Annotated in this window: 14 protein-coding genes; 10 read left to right on the top strand and 4 right to left on the bottom strand. The window is 54.0% G+C overall.

The genetic code is table 11. From position 1 onward, the window contains the following. Positions 1-324 precede the first annotated feature (324 nt). From zwf to kdgA, 3 genes are all read left to right on the top strand, one after another. Positions 325-1,800 carry a glucose-6-phosphate dehydrogenase gene (zwf, locus tag BM373_RS11340; protein WP_090461539.1) on the top strand — a complete coding sequence of 492 codons (1,476 nt, stop codon included), beginning with the start codon at positions 325-327 and terminating at the stop codon, positions 1,798-1,800. A 224-nt stretch (positions 1,801-2,024) separates the two neighbouring features. After that, entirely contained in the window at positions 2,025-3,836 is a 1,812-nt protein-coding gene (gene edd / locus BM373_RS11335; protein ID WP_090461538.1) for a phosphogluconate dehydratase, read from the top strand. Positions 3,837-3,874: 38 nt separating this feature from the next. Next, positions 3,875-4,516, top strand: coding sequence for a bifunctional 4-hydroxy-2-oxoglutarate aldolase/2-dehydro-3-deoxy-phosphogluconate aldolase (kdgA, locus tag BM373_RS11330; RefSeq protein WP_090461537.1), 642 nt, complete (start codon positions 3,875-3,877; stop codon positions 4,514-4,516). 54 nt (positions 4,517-4,570) lie between these two features. Here kdgA and purT read toward each other — a convergent pair whose 3' ends face one another. Further along, positions 4,571-5,749, bottom strand: a complete 1,179-nt coding sequence (gene purT / locus BM373_RS11325) for a formate-dependent phosphoribosylglycinamide formyltransferase (RefSeq protein ID WP_090461536.1) — start codon at positions 5,747-5,749, stop codon at positions 4,571-4,573. Positions 5,750-5,880: 131 nt separating this feature from the next. On the opposite strand from purT, the gene BM373_RS11320 reads away from it, so the two are divergent. The 4 genes from BM373_RS11320 to ptrB all read left to right on the top strand — a co-directional run bounded on the left by BM373_RS11320 (position 5,881) and on the right by ptrB (position 9,495). Further along, on the top strand, positions 5,881-6,183 hold the full coding sequence (locus tag BM373_RS11320; protein ID WP_090461535.1) for a YebG family protein: 303 nt from the start codon (positions 5,881-5,883) through the stop codon (positions 6,181-6,183). 64 nt (positions 6,184-6,247) lie between these two features. Further along, a complete protein-coding gene (gene yebF, locus BM373_RS11315; protein ID WP_090461534.1) occupies positions 6,248-6,595 on the top strand; it encodes a protein YebF in 348 nt (115 codons plus the stop codon). 95 nt (positions 6,596-6,690) lie between these two features. Next, on the top strand, positions 6,691-7,350 hold the full coding sequence (locus BM373_RS11310) for a tellurite resistance TerB family protein (RefSeq protein WP_090461533.1): 660 nt from the start codon (positions 6,691-6,693) through the stop codon (positions 7,348-7,350). A gap of 87 nt (positions 7,351-7,437) precedes the next feature. Further along, the gene (gene ptrB, locus BM373_RS11305; RefSeq protein WP_090461532.1) at positions 7,438-9,495 is read left to right on the top strand and encodes an oligopeptidase B; all 2,058 of its coding nucleotides are present in this window, start codon (positions 7,438-7,440) and stop codon (positions 9,493-9,495) included. Here the strand turns inward: ptrB and exoX are convergent. Next, positions 9,492-10,154, bottom strand: a complete 663-nt coding sequence (exoX, locus tag BM373_RS11300; protein WP_090461531.1) for an exodeoxyribonuclease X — start codon at positions 10,152-10,154, stop codon at positions 9,492-9,494. The two genes, ptrB and exoX, sit on opposite strands and share 4 nt — an antisense overlap. A 26-nt stretch (positions 10,155-10,180) precedes the next feature. Beyond that, entirely contained in the window at positions 10,181-10,411 is a 231-nt protein-coding gene (locus BM373_RS11295) for a DNA polymerase III subunit theta (protein ID WP_090461530.1), read from the bottom strand. A 136-nt stretch (positions 10,412-10,547) separates the two neighbouring features. On the opposite strand from BM373_RS11295, the gene yobA reads away from it, so the two are divergent. From yobA to BM373_RS11280, 3 genes are read left to right on the top strand one after another with little or no spacing between them, the layout of a single operon-like run. Further along, the gene (gene yobA / locus BM373_RS11290) at positions 10,548-10,922 is read left to right on the top strand and encodes a CopC domain-containing protein YobA (RefSeq protein ID WP_090461529.1); all 375 of its coding nucleotides are present in this window, start codon (positions 10,548-10,550) and stop codon (positions 10,920-10,922) included. A 3-nt stretch (positions 10,923-10,925) separates the two neighbouring features. Continuing rightward, a complete protein-coding gene (copD, locus tag BM373_RS11285) occupies positions 10,926-11,795 on the top strand; it encodes a copper homeostasis membrane protein CopD (protein WP_090461528.1) in 870 nt (289 codons plus the stop codon). Between the two features lie 16 nt (positions 11,796-11,811). Next, positions 11,812-12,150, top strand: a complete 339-nt coding sequence (locus tag BM373_RS11280; RefSeq protein WP_090461527.1) for a YebY family protein — start codon at positions 11,812-11,814, stop codon at positions 12,148-12,150. A 415-nt stretch (positions 12,151-12,565) separates the two neighbouring features. Here the strand turns inward: BM373_RS11280 and BM373_RS11275 are convergent, their stop codons facing one another. After that, a complete protein-coding gene (locus tag BM373_RS11275; protein WP_090461526.1) occupies positions 12,566-13,006 on the bottom strand; it encodes an ECs1072 family phage-associated protein in 441 nt (146 codons plus the stop codon). Between the last annotated feature and the right edge of the window lie 79 nt (positions 13,007-13,085).

The raw sequence follows: 13,085 nt of genomic DNA, 5'->3' as shown, positions 1-13,085 counted from the left end.
AGCTAAAATCGGTTTCAGCAACAGGAAACCGCGATGCGTTTTAGCCGATATTACCCCTGCGCTTTGCTGAAAGGGGAATAACAACAAGGAATTTTGTTGTTTTTTTTCATTACATGATCAGAGTCGGATTTTAGCGACAAACTTCCTGGGCAAAACCCCTGAGTTTTCAGGGCGATTATCCTTAAGTGCATCAGATTTAACGCAAGCGCACGCTCTGACAAAGGTAACGGTTTCGGTAATTCCGTAAAAGCAGTACAGTGCACCGTAATAAAATTACAATGACGCCTGGCATAAGCACCAGGATAGACAATTGAGGAGAATGACATGGCGGTAACGCAAACAGCCCAGGCCTGTGACCTGGTCATTTTCGGCGCGAAAGGCGACCTCGCACGTCGAAAATTGCTGCCTTCCCTGTATCAACTGGAAAAAGCAGGTCAGATCCACCCGGATACCCGTATCCTTGGCGTCGGACGTGCTGACTGGGATAAAGAGGCGTATACCAAAATTGTACGCGAAGCGCTCGAAACCTTCATGAAAGAGAAAATCGATGAAAGTCTCTGGGACACGCTGAGCGGACGCCTCGATTTCTGCAATCTTGACGTCAATGACACCAAAGCGTTTAAACGCCTGGGCGACATGCTGGATCAGAAAAACCGCGTCACGATTAACTATTTCGCCATGCCGCCAAGCACCTTCGGCGCAATTTGCAAGGGACTGGGCGAAGCGAAGCTTAACGCCAAACCAGCACGCGTGGTCATGGAAAAACCGCTCGGCACCTCTCTTGACACCTCGCGTGAAATCAACGACCAGGTCGGCCAGTATTTTGAAGAGTGCCAGGTTTACCGTATCGACCATTACCTCGGTAAAGAAACGGTGCTGAACCTGCTGGCGCTGCGTTTTGCCAACTCCCTGTTTGTGAATAACTGGGATAATCGCGCCATCGATCACGTGGAAATCACCGTGGCTGAAGAGGTGGGCATTGAAGGGCGCTGGGGTTACTTCGATCAGGCCGGGCAGATGCGCGACATGATCCAGAACCACCTGCTGCAAATCCTGTGCATGATTGCGATGTCGCCGCCGTCCGATCTCTCCGCTGACAGCATCCGCGATGCGAAAGTAAAAGTGCTGAAATCTCTGCGCCGCATCGACCGCTCAAACGTGCGCGAGAAAACCGTGCGCGGGCAATACACCGCCGGTTTTGCGCAGGGCAAAAAAGTGCCGGGCTACCTGGAAGAAGAGGGCGCGAATAAATCCAGCAGCACCGAAACATTCGTGGCGATCCGTGTGGACATCGACGACTGGCGCTGGGCGGGCGTTCCTTTCTATTTGCGCACCGGCAAACGTCTGCCGGCGAAATGCTCTGAAGTTGTGGTCTATTTCAAAACCCCGCAGCTCAACCTATTCAAAGAGTCCTGGCAGGATCTGCCGCAGAACAAGCTGACTATTCGTTTGCAGCCGGATGAGGGCGTGGATATTCAGATCCTCAATAAAGTGCCGGGGCTGGATCACAAGCACAACCTGCAAACCACCAAACTCGATCTGAGCTACTCCGAAACCTTTAACGAGACGCATCTGGCGGACGCTTATGAGCGCCTGCTGCTGGAAACCATGCGTGGTATCCAGGCCCTGTTCGTGCGCCGCGATGAAGTGGAAGAGGCCTGGAAATGGGTCGACTCCATCACCGAAGCCTGGGCGATGGACAACGATGCGCCGAAACCTTACCAGGCAGGCACCTGGGGACCGGTTGCATCCGTTGCGATGATCACCCGCGACGGTCGTTCCTGGAACGAATTTGAGTAACAGCGATGTAGCCGGAAATGCGTTATTTTACCGGTAACATGATCTAACGCAGAACCCCGTACATTTTTTCAGCTTTTAAGCCCTGACTGGATTCACCAGCGGGGCTTTTTTTATTACACTGGCTGAAGCGATTTTGCCCCAGGGCTGCGGCTTCAGTGTGTGTAAGACCAGTTACAAATTCACATGATGTTACCGGCCCGGACAGATAAACATCAGGAGCCTTTATGAACTCAGTAATGTTACGGGTAACAAAACGTATTAGTGAACGTTCGCGTGATACCCGCACCGCCTATCTGGCACGCATCGAACAGGCGAAGAGCGAAACGGTACATCGCTCATCTCTCGCCTGCGGCAACCTGGCGCACGGTTTTGCCGCCTGCCAGCCGGAAGATAAAGCCTCACTGAAAAGCATGCTGCGTAACAATATCGCGATTATCACCTCCTATAACGACATGCTCTCCGCCCACCAGCCCTACGAACATTACCCGGCAATCATTCGTAAAGCCCTGCATTCGGTAAGCGCAGTGGGGCAGGTTGCGGGCGGCGTTCCGGCAATGTGTGACGGCGTTACGCAGGGTCAGGATGGGATGGAACTGTCGCTGTTAAGTCGTGAAGTGATCGCTATGTCCGCAGCCGTCGGCCTCTCGCACAACATGTTTGATGGCGCACTCTATTTAGGCGTGTGCGATAAAATCGTCCCGGGTCTTGCGATGGCGGCCCTGTCGTTTGGTCATCTGCCCGCGATTTTTGTACCGTCCGGCCCGATGGCCAGCGGTCTTCCGAATAAAGAAAAAGTCCGCATTCGCCAGCTCTACGCTGAAGGCAAAGTGGATCGCCAGGCACTGCTGGAATCCGAAGCGGCATCCTATCATGCGCCGGGTACCTGTACCTTTTACGGTACCGCCAACACCAACCAGATGGTGGTGGAATTTATGGGGATGCAGTTGCCGGGCTCGTCTTTTGTGCATCCAGACGCACCGCTGCGTGAAGCATTGACTGTCGCTGCGGCGCGCCAGGTTACCCGACTGACCGGTAACGGCAATGAATGGATGCCGCTTGGCAAAATGGTCGATGAGAAAGTGGTGGTTAACGGGATTGTGGCGCTGCTGGCAACGGGCGGCTCCACCAACCACACCATGCATCTGGTGGCGATGGCGCGGGCGGCGGGCATCATCATTAACTGGGATGATTTCTCTGAGCTGTCGGAAGTCGTCCCCCTGATGGCACGCCTGTACCCGAATGGCCCGGCAGATATTAACCATTTCCAGGCGTCCGGCGGCGTGCCGGTGCTGATGCGCGAACTGCTGAAAGGCGGCCTGCTGCATGAAGACGTCAATACCGTGGCGGGTTTTGGGTTGTCGCGTTATACCCTGGAGCCATGGCTGAATAATGGCGAACTGGACTGGCGCGAAGGGGCCAGCGCGTCGCTTGACGCCGACGTGATCGCGTCTATCGACAAACCTTTCTCCCATCACGGCGGCACCAAAGTGCTGAGCGGCAACCTCGGTCGCGCAGTCATGAAAACGTCCGCCGTTCCGGTGGAAAATCAGATCATCGAAGCCCCCGCGATCGTTTTTGAGAGCCAGCATGACGTTCTGCCCGCTTTCGAAGCCGGTTTACTCGACCGTGATTGCGTGGTTGTTGTCCGTCATCAAGGGCCAAAAGCGAACGGCATGCCAGAATTACATAAACTGATGCCGCCGCTTGGTGTATTATTGGACCGCCGTTTCAAAATTGCGTTAGTTACTGATGGACGACTCTCTGGTGCATCAGGTAAAGTGCCGTCAGCGATTCATGTCACACCCGAAGCGTATGACGGCGGATTGCTGGCAAAAGTACGTGACGGCGACCTCATCCGGGTAAACGGGCAGACAGGGGAATTAACGCTGCTGGTGGATGAAAAAGAACTTGCCGAACGTCAGCCGCATATTCCTGACCTGAGCGCCACGCGCGTGGGTACGGGCCGTGAAATGTTCAGCGCACTGCGTGAAAAACTCTCCGGTGCCGAGCAGGGCGCAACCTGTATCACTTTTTAAGACAAAAGATTTGTAGATCTGGCGAGAGAAAAACTCTGATGAAAAACTGGAAAACGAGTGCAGAAACAATCCTGAAAACTGGCCCGGTTGTGCCGGTTATTGTGATTAACAAACTGGAACACGCAGTACCGATGGCGAAAGCGCTGGTGGCGGGCGGTGTTCGCGTTCTGGAAGTGACCCTGCGTACTGAATGCGCGATGGATGCGATCCGCGCCATTGCGAAAGAAGTTCCGGATGCCATCATTGGCGCGGGTACCGTGCTGAATCCTCAGCAACTGGCTGAAGTGACCGAAGCAGGCGCGCAATTTGCTATCAGCCCGGGCCTGACTGAGCCGCTGCTGAAAGCGGCAACTGAAGGTTCCATTCCGTTAATCCCAGGGATTAGCACCGTTTCTGAGCTGATGCTGGGTCTGGACTACGGCCTGAAAGAGTTCAAATTCTTCCCGGCTGAAGCCAACGGCGGCACCAAAGCGCTGCAGGCTATTGCAGGTCCGTTCTCTCAGGTACGTTTCTGCCCGACTGGCGGCATCTCCCCGGCCAACTACCGTGATTACCTGGCGCTGAAAAGCGTGCTGTGCATCGGCGGCTCCTGGCTGGTACCGGCAGATGCGCTGGAAGCGGGCGATTACGATCGCATCACTAAACTTGCACGCGAAGCCGTTGAAGGTGCTGCGCTGTAAGTTCTCTGCCCGTTAGAATAAGGCCCGGAAAGCATTTGCTTCCCGGGCTTTTTTTTATCCTTTTACTACCACGGCGGCAGCGGCTTTTTTTGCCCGTTCAATAGCATCATCAACGTTTTCTGCGGTGGCTAACACCACGCCCAGTCGACGGGAGCCCTCGATTTCGGGTTTACCGAACAGACGCACCTGCAAACCTGCGCCCGTCGCGGCTTCAACCCGATCAAACGTCACGTTCTGGCTGGTAAGCGATGGCAGGATCACCGCTGATGCTGCCGGACCATACTGGCGGATCCCGCCGATCGGCAGCCCCAGAAAGGCACGCACGTGCAGGGCAAACTCTGACAGATCCTGGGAAATCAACGTGACCATGCCGGTATCGTGCGGGCGCGGCGACACTTCGCTGAATATCACCTCGTCGCCGCAGACAAACAGTTCCACGCCAAACAGTCCATAGCCGCCGAGAGCCAGCACCACCTCGCGGGCGATAGCTTCCGCACGCTCACGGGCCAGTTCGCTCATCTGCTGCGGCTGCCAGGATTCACGGTAATCGCCGTCTTCCTGACGATGACCGACAGGCTGGCAAAAATGCACGCCGTCAACGGCACTGACGGTTAACAGCGTGATCTCGAAATCAAACTCCACCACGCCTTCGACAATCACCCGGCCCGCACCCGCGCGACCACCGAGTTGCGCATATTTCCAGGCATCGGCAAGTTGCTCTTCACGGCGAACAAAACTCTGCCCTTTGCCGGAAGAACTCATGACGGGTTTGATGATGCAGGGCAGGCCAATTTCCGCCACCGCCTCGCCAAACGCCGCTTCACTGTCGGCAAAGCGATAACGTGAAGTCGGCAAATGCAGCTCTTCCGCTGCCAGCCGACGGATACCTTCACGGTTCATGGTGAGCTGCGCGGCGCGAGCGCGGGGAACCACGTGCTGACCTTCCGCTTCCAGCGCGACCAGCATATCGGTGGCAATGGCTTCAATTTCCGGCACGATAAAATCGGATTTCTCCTGCAACACCAGTGCCTTTAACGCCTCGCCATCAAGCATATTAATGACATGCGAGCGGTGTGCCACATGCATGGCTGGCGCATCGGCATAGCGATCGACAGCGATCACTTCAATGCCCAGACGCTGGCACTCAATAGCCACTTCTTTACCCAGTTCTCCGGAACCCAGTAACATAACGCGAGTTGCTGCGGGTCGCAGCGCGGTACCTAACAAAGTCATAACAGCCTGCCCATTAAAAAGTTCGCGCCAGTATAAACGAAAACGTTTGCGTGTGTCTTGTGGGCTTGCGCTCAGAGGAATGATGGGATACAGTGATACTGTATAAATAACCAGTAATGTGAGGCTGCATCATGGCGGTTGAAGTTAAATACGTGGTCATTCGTGAGGGTGAAGAAAAAATGTCTTTTGCCAGCAAAAAGGAAGCCGATGCTTACGACAAAATGCTCGATTTGGCAGAAGTGTTTGAAAGCTGGCTGGCTCAGGGGCCGGTTGCGCTTGAGGACGCACAGCGTGAGCAGATGGGCATGTGGTTTGCCGAACAGAAAGATGCCCTCAGCGCTATTCTGAAGTCCGGTAAATTGCCGGGTGAAGAGACACCTGCTGAGGTTAACGTTACCGATTTGCCGGCAGGTAAACGCACTAAAGCGGCCTGAGGCCGCTTGCACTGCTGGCAATTTGTACCATGCTTTTAGTGGGTTATGCTCACAGGAGAAAAGCATGAAAACATCAGGAGCACTGCTCGGCATGGTACTGCTGGCAGCCAGCGTTGCGGCACAGGCCGCGAATGAAAAGTCGGTTAAATTTTTAGATTGTGAAGGACTCAAGGAAGACGGCATCGCCGCCAGCGTGAAGCGTGATTATCTCCAAAACCGTATCGCGCGCTGGGCAGACGATCAGGAGAAACTGGGTCAGGCCGATCCGGTGGCCTGGATAAACGTTAAAGAGATCACCGGTAAAGACGGAACGTGGAATGTGCCGCTCACCGTGCGCGGTAAAAACACCGACATTCATTACCGGGTCGTCGTGGATTGCAAAGCAGGGCGCGCAGAGTACCAGCAGCCCTGAGTTGTAGAATTTTCGCATCTTTAGCTGTTTTAGACATTTCCTGACACCCCCTCACTTACTCTGTGTCGAATGACATTTGAACAGGAGGGGGCATCATGGCTAACTGGATGAATCAACTGCAATCTTTGCTGGGTCAAAAAGGCGATTCGTCGTCGCAATCTGGCGAGCAGGGATTAAGTAAATTGCTTGTGCCCGGTGCGCTTGGCGGTCTGGCGGGTCTGCTTGTTTCCAACAAATCCTCGCGAAAGCTGTTAACTAAGTACGGCACCAGCGCGCTGTTGATGGGCGGCGGGGCTGTGGCGGGTACGGTGCTGTGGAACAAATACAAAGATCGCGTGCGCACCACTCATCAGGATGAACCTCAGTTTGGCGTGCAAAGCTCGCCGCTGGATGTTCGCACCGAACGTTTAATTCTGGCGCTGGTCTTTGCCGCCAAAAGCGACGGTCATATTGATGATAAAGAGCGTGCCGCTATCGAATTGCAGATGCGTGAAGCGGGCGTTGAGGAGCAGGGCAGAGCGCTGGTAGCGAAGGCTATCGACCAACCGCTCGATCCGCAGCGACTGGCACGCGACGTCAAAAATGAAGAAGAAGCGCTGGAACTCTATTTCTTAAGCTGCGCGGCTATCGATGCCGATCACTTTATGGAGCGTAGCTATCTGAATGCGCTGGGCGATGCGTTAAAAATTCCACAGGACGTTCGCGACGGCATTGAAAGCGATCTTAAGCAGCAAAAACAGGCGTTACCAGGCTAAGTAATTGTGCAGGATGGCGCGTTGCGCTTGCAACATGCGTGGGTTTTGCCACCCTTATAGGGTGTAGAACTAAAAAGAACTAACGCTATGCCACCAAAAGCACGAAAAATTCCCCACGCCATGTCTCTGCATGGCGATACGCGAACAGACAACTATTACTGGCTGCGGGACGATACGCGTTCGCAGCCGGACGTGCTGGATTACCTGCACGAAGAAAACGACTATGGCCGTGAGGTCATGGCGAGCCAGCAGGATTTACAGGATCGGCTGCTTAAAGAAATTGTCGATCGCATTCCTCAGCGTGAAGTATCCGCGCCATATGTTAAAAACGGCTACCGCTACCGGCACGTCTATGAACCAGGGTGCGAATATGCCATTTATCAGCGCCAGTCGGTGCTCAGTTCCGAGTGGGATGAATGGCAGGTCTTACTGGACTCCAATAAGCGGGCCGCGCACAGCGAGTTCTATACGCTCGCAGGACTCTCTGTTTCTCCCGATAACAAAATCATGGCCCTCGCGGAAGATTACCTCTCCCGCAGACAGTACGGTCTTCGTTTTCGTAATCTGGAAACGGGGAACTGGTATCCCGAAACGTTGCTGAACGTCTCGCCTGATTTTGTCTGGATCAACGATTCCGAAACGCTCTATTACGTGCGTAAACATGCCACTACGCTGCTGCCTTATCAGGTCTGGCGGCATACGGTAGGGTCGCCAGGCAGTCAGGATGAACTGGTTTATGAAGAGCAGGACGAGACGTTCTACGTCAGTCTGCACAAAACCACCTCGCAGCACTATGTGATTATCTCCCTTGCCAGCGCCACCACCAGTGAATCGCTGCTGCTGGATGCGGAGCTCCCGGATGCGCAGCCGCTGCGTTTCTTACCCCGCCGTAAAGATCACGAATATTCTCTCGATCACTACCAGCACACCTTTTATTTACGCTCGAACCGCGAGGGGAAAAACTTTGGTCTCTATCGCACCAAAGTGCGTAATGAAAAACAGTGGGAAGTGCTCATTCCTCCCCGCGAGAGCATCATGCTTGAAGGCTTCACGCTGTTTACCGACTGGCTGGTGGTTGAAGAGCGCCAGCGCGGATTGACCAGTCTGCGGCAGATTAACCGTAAAACGCGCGAAGTCACCGGGATCGCGTTTGACGATCCGGCGTATGTCACCTGGCTTGCCTATAACCCGGAATCAGAAACTTCCCGTCTGCGCTATGGCTACTCGTCGATGACCACGCCGGACACGCTGTTTGAGCTGGATATGGATACCGGTGAGCGGCGGGTGATCAAGCAGACGGAAGTTCATGGCTTTGATTCCACCCTCTATCGCAGCGAACACCTGTGGATCAAAGCCCGCGACGGTGTCGAAGTTCCCGTCTCGCTGGTCTATCACAAAAAGCATTTTCGCAAAGGCCAGAACCCGCTGCTGGTCTACGGCTACGGCTCCTATGGTTCGAGCATGGACGCCGATTTCAGCGGCAGTCGTTTAAGTCTGCTCGATCGCGGATTTGTCTTTGCCATCGCCCACGTTCGCGGCGGCGGGGAACTGGGGCAGCACTGGTATGAAGACGGTAAGTTTCTGAAGAAGAAAAATACCTTCAATGACTATATCGACGTCTGCGACTCGCTCATCTCTCAGGGCTACGGTTCACCGCTGTACTGTTATGGCATGGGCGGCAGCGCAGGGGGAATGTTAATGGGTGCGGTGATCAATCAACGCCCGGATCTGTTCCATGGCGTTATTGCCCAGGTGCCTTTTGTCGATGTGGTGACCACCATGCTCGATGAGTCGATTCCGTTAACGACGGGGGAATTTGAGGAGTGGGGCAATCCGCAGGATCCTGAATATTACGCCTATATGAAGAGTTACAGCCCCTATGACAATGTGGGGCGCAAGGCGTATCCGCACCTGCTGGTGACCACCGGCCTGCATGACTCCCAGGTGCAATACTGGGAGCCTGCCAAGTGGGTCGCAAAACTGCGGGAGATGAAAACAGACAACAACCTGTTGCTGTTGTGCACTGATATGGATTCCGGGCACGGCGGGAAATCGGGTCGCTTCAAATCCTATGAAGGCGTGGCAATGGAATATGCCTTCCTGATTGCGCTGGCGCAGGGCACCCTGCCGGGCAACAAAAATTAGTTCTCGTCGAGATAGTGCTTAAGCGTCAGTCGTAATTCCGGGCTCATACGATCCAGGTTGTTAAACAACCAGCGCAGATAGCCAGGATCGCGTTCAGCAACTTCAGACACGGGTTTACCGCGATACTTACCGAACGGGAACGTCGTCAGCAAGGCCGGACGCCCGGTGATGGTCGCCATCTGATCCGGCGTCCAGCCCGACGTATTCATGATGTCGATTAACAGCGCCGCGGTGATATAGCAGTCGTAAAGCGCGCGGTGATGGTGTAACCCCGGCGGCGTTTGTACATTGAGCTTGCGGGATTTATACAGCGCCAAATTGCTGTACTTAATCCCCGGCCACAGGCGGCGTGCCAGTTTCATGGTGCAGATCCACTCCCCCGGCATTTCCGGCAGTACCCGGCGATCAAAGCTGGCGTTATGCGCCACGTACCATTCGCTGCCGTGATAATGCGGAACGACGTCTTCAATCCAGGGTTTGTCGGCCACCATGGATTCAGTAATACGATGGATAGCCATCGCCTGAGGGCTGATAGGGCGATCCGGTCGCACCAGATGACTCATTGGATTGACGATTTGCCCGTTGACGACGTCAACAGAAGCGATTTCTACAATGCCGCCCTGCAAATCGCAGGTTTCGGTGTCAATCACGCGTAACATGGCTTTCTCCCGGCGCTAAACCGACGTTATTTAATTTTAGGTTCATAAGGTAATCGGGACAGGGAAACTGACGCCAGACGGTGCGCGATCAACCTTTCCCTAAACCAGTCGCGCAGGTGAGCGGGTTGTTCGCGCTCGACGGCCTCTGCAATCACCGGCATGTTGTAGCGCTCTTTAAAGGCCACACCCGCTGCCGCTAAATCAACATTCACCTTGTCCATCTCATCCTGGGGCAGTTTTGCGAGATTGGTGTTCATAGTCTTCTCCTGGTTATTCGGCGCAAAACTTACTAAGCCTGCCGCAGAAAGGCAAGTCTGCTAACTATCAGACTCGACTCAATCATTATGCGAGGTTATTCTCATCTACAACACATAACTAAAAGGAATGGATTAGATGACTCTCACGCTATCTCGCCTTCGTTGCGCACTCATTCTGATTGCGGGTATGACCACCGCGCAATTCGCTTTCGCCCATGCACATCTTAAGCATCAGTACCCGGCAGCGGATGCTCAGGTAGACGCCGCGCCGCAGGCGTTGACGCTTAACTTCTCAGAAGGCATTGAGCCGCAGTTCAGCGGCGTAAAGATCACCGGCGCAAAGCAGCAGGATATTAAAACGGGTGCGGTCAAGCGCAACGAAAACGACAAAACACAGCTCATTGTGCCGCTGGAACAGCCGCTGATACCGGGACACTATACCGTAGACTGGCACGTTGTGTCGGTGGACGGGCATAAAACACAAGGTAAATACCAGTTTAGCGTGAAATAAATCATGCTGGCTTCACTCTATATCGGGCTGAGGTTTATGCATTTCCTGAGCCTGATGCTGGTCTTTGGCAGTACCCTGTTTACGGCAAAACTCAGCCCGGCCCCCATTCAGCGGATACTGACTTGCCGCATGAACCGGTTTCTCCCGCTTCTTCTGACAGTAAATGCAGTCAGCGCGATAGCCATCTTTGCCGTGCAGGGTGGGATGATGGGCAACGGCTGGCCGGATACCCTCCGCCCGGCGATTTGGTTAGCCGTAGCACAAACCCAGTTCGGCCAAATCTGGCAGTGGCAAATTCTGCTGGCGATCGTTACCCTTACCGCCAGTTTGCTGAAACCGCGTGCGCAGGGGCTATTGCTGTTGCTTATTATTGCGCAGCTACTGCTCCAGGCAGCGGTTGGACATGCGGCGATGCGAGAAGGCATGCCGGGATGGTTACAACGGCTTAATCATGCGCTGCATCTGTTGTGCGCCGCCGCCTGGTTTGGCGGGCTGCTGCCAGTCATCGTCTGTACACGACTGGCGCAGGGGCGCTGGCGTGCAGAGGCGATTATCACCCTGATGCGGTTTTCCCGTTATGGGCACGTTGCGGTGGCAGGTGTTATCCTCACCGGCGCGATCAACACCTTCCTGATTCAGGGGGCGGTCTGGCCCTGGCAGAGTGAATACGGGCGTCTGCTCATCGCTAAAGTTGCGCTGGTGGGCGTGATGCTGATCGCAGCCGTAGTCAATCGCTACGTTCTGGTGCCGCGTTTTCGGACGCACGGGCATCAGGCTTACCCTTTATTTATCCGTCTGACTCAGGCGGAAGTTATATCGGGTGTGGCAGTGCTGGCGCTGGTCAGTCTGTTTGCCACCCTTGAACCTTACTGAACAACTGGCGAAAACCATGAAGAAACATATTTTATCGGCACTGTTACTCACTTTTTCCGCTTCCGCGCTGGCAGCGCCGCAGGTGATTACCGTCAGCCGCTTTGAAGTCGGTAAAGATAAATGGGCGTTCAATCGCGAAGAGGTGATGCTGACCTGTCGACCGGGACACGCACTGTTTGTGATTAACCCCAGCACGCTGGTGCAATATCCGTTAAACGATGTGGCAAAACAGCAGGTGGCTGAGGGTAAAGCGAGTGGGACGCCGCTGACGGTGATACAGAGTGATGATCCGGCGAAACCCGGCGAGAAAATGAGCCTGGCACCCTTTGTCGAGCGAGCCGAAAAGCTCTGTTAAATACCAAAAATGTTTTATTGATTCCCAATAAAAAACCGCAAACCTGGTCACAGATATTGCGGTTTTTTGCTTTAAGCGTGCAACGTTTGCTGCTTTTTTCAGGCCACTTTTGTCGCAGACTGGAAAAGCTGGCGGCGTCATCTATTCTTAAAGTGCCAGGCGTACTTAGCCTGCATTAATGCCAACTTTTAGCGCACGGCTCTCTCCCAAGAGCCATTTCCCTGGACCGAATACAGGAATCGTATTCGGTCTTTTTTTGCCTTTCTGAATACGAAGGCTTTTTAAACGCCTCTCAGAATATCCCAAATATGATGAGAATTTCCTGTAGCCAGCTTAAACCATATCATATCCCGCCCCACATTCGTCCAGCCATTTTTTAACCGATGTTAAATTTTTTCTGTGAGGCCTTTCGGGTTTATCGTTGCAGGAATACGGCGTTCTCACGTGGCGACCAGTCTTTTTCTGAGAAATCGAAATTGGGGTAAGTTGCGTCCCGCACGCCTTGCGCGCGCAGCATCTCGCGGACGTCGATCGGCAGGTTTTCATCACGAAACAGTTCAGCGATTACAAACATGGCATCGTTAAACGAAAGCTGTTTTATCTCGAAGGGTTTCCAGCCGGTGCGTTTAAAAATCAGATGGTAGAGCGCGTCTTCGCCCGGCAGAGGGACGAAAGCACTGGCATACTTTTCGCGATGCCGTGCCAGCAGCACTTCGAGGATAAAGATTTGCGCGATGCGCTGTCGGGTGGCATTGCCCAGTACGCTCTCTTCATTTTCCATATCAGCGAAAGGGATGTCGTTATTTTCACGCACGCGTGCGTCAATCGCTTGCCACAATTCATCATACTTCTGCATAACCTGACCTTGTCTTAAGTTTTCCCGGCGTTAAGACAATATCAGAGACGCAGAAGCCCCGCCAGATGTCGGACTGGCG

This window comes from Enterobacter sp. kpr-6 (genome assembly GCF_900116015.1).
GTDB lineage: Bacteria > Pseudomonadota > Gammaproteobacteria > Enterobacterales > Enterobacteriaceae > Enterobacter_D.
The sequence above is the reverse complement of the archived record's forward strand: the minus strand, read 5'-3'. Positions and strand labels throughout refer to the sequence as shown.